The 669-nt window shown below is 42.6% G+C and carries 1 pseudogene; it reads left to right on the top strand.

What is annotated here, in order from left to right:
- Positions 1–300: 300 nt before the first annotated feature.
- A pseudogene (gene glmM, locus ACFINS_RS10515) lies at positions 301–669 on the top strand (phosphoglucosamine mutase); the annotation flags it as partial.

Here is a 669-nt window from a genome sequence, read left to right as displayed (position 1 = left end):
GTGTGTGGTGTGAGAGCTTGTGGGTTTATCTTTTAGGTGTTTAAAGTAAGTGTTCAAAGCGAGCGTAGGGACAAAATGCGTCATAGAAAAACACTGTTGAATGTGGAGGGCATAAAACTATGTTCAATGGTCCAGGGGCTTTAGAAAATCAGAGATTTGTGCAGGAGGAAGACGTGAGGCGGGTATCTTGATTGTCTGAAAAAATGGTAAGACTCTAATGATCTCTTGGGAGATTTTGCACTACTAGAGCGCTGTTTGGTTAAGACTGCAAGAAAAGAAATGCATATAAAGGAAAGAGGAATGCCACAAAAATATTTTGGTACAGATGGAATTCGCGGCAAAGCCAATGTTTTTCCCATGACACCAGATTTTGCTATGAAAGTGGGGATGGCTGTGGGAATTTTGTTTCGGTCACAAAATCAGTCGCGTCGTGTGGTAATTGGTAAAGATACCCGTTTGTCTGGTTATATGCTCGAAAATGCTTTGGTTTCAGGATTTACCGCTGCTGGAATGGAGGCGTTCTTATTAGGACCGGTGCCAACACCTGCTGTTGCTATGCTTTGTCGCTCATTGCGTGCTGATCTGGGGGTGATGATTTCGGCCTCTCATAATCCCTTCTATGATAATGGTATTAAACTTTTTGGTCCTGATGGCTTTAAGCTTTCAGAT

Origin of the sequence: Bartonella sp. AA2SXKL (assembly GCF_042197205.1) — a bacterium.
Lineage (GTDB): Bacteria > Pseudomonadota > Alphaproteobacteria > Rhizobiales > Rhizobiaceae > Bartonella.
Note: the sequence above shows the minus strand (reverse complement) of the source record. Positions and strands in the feature narration are given on the sequence as shown.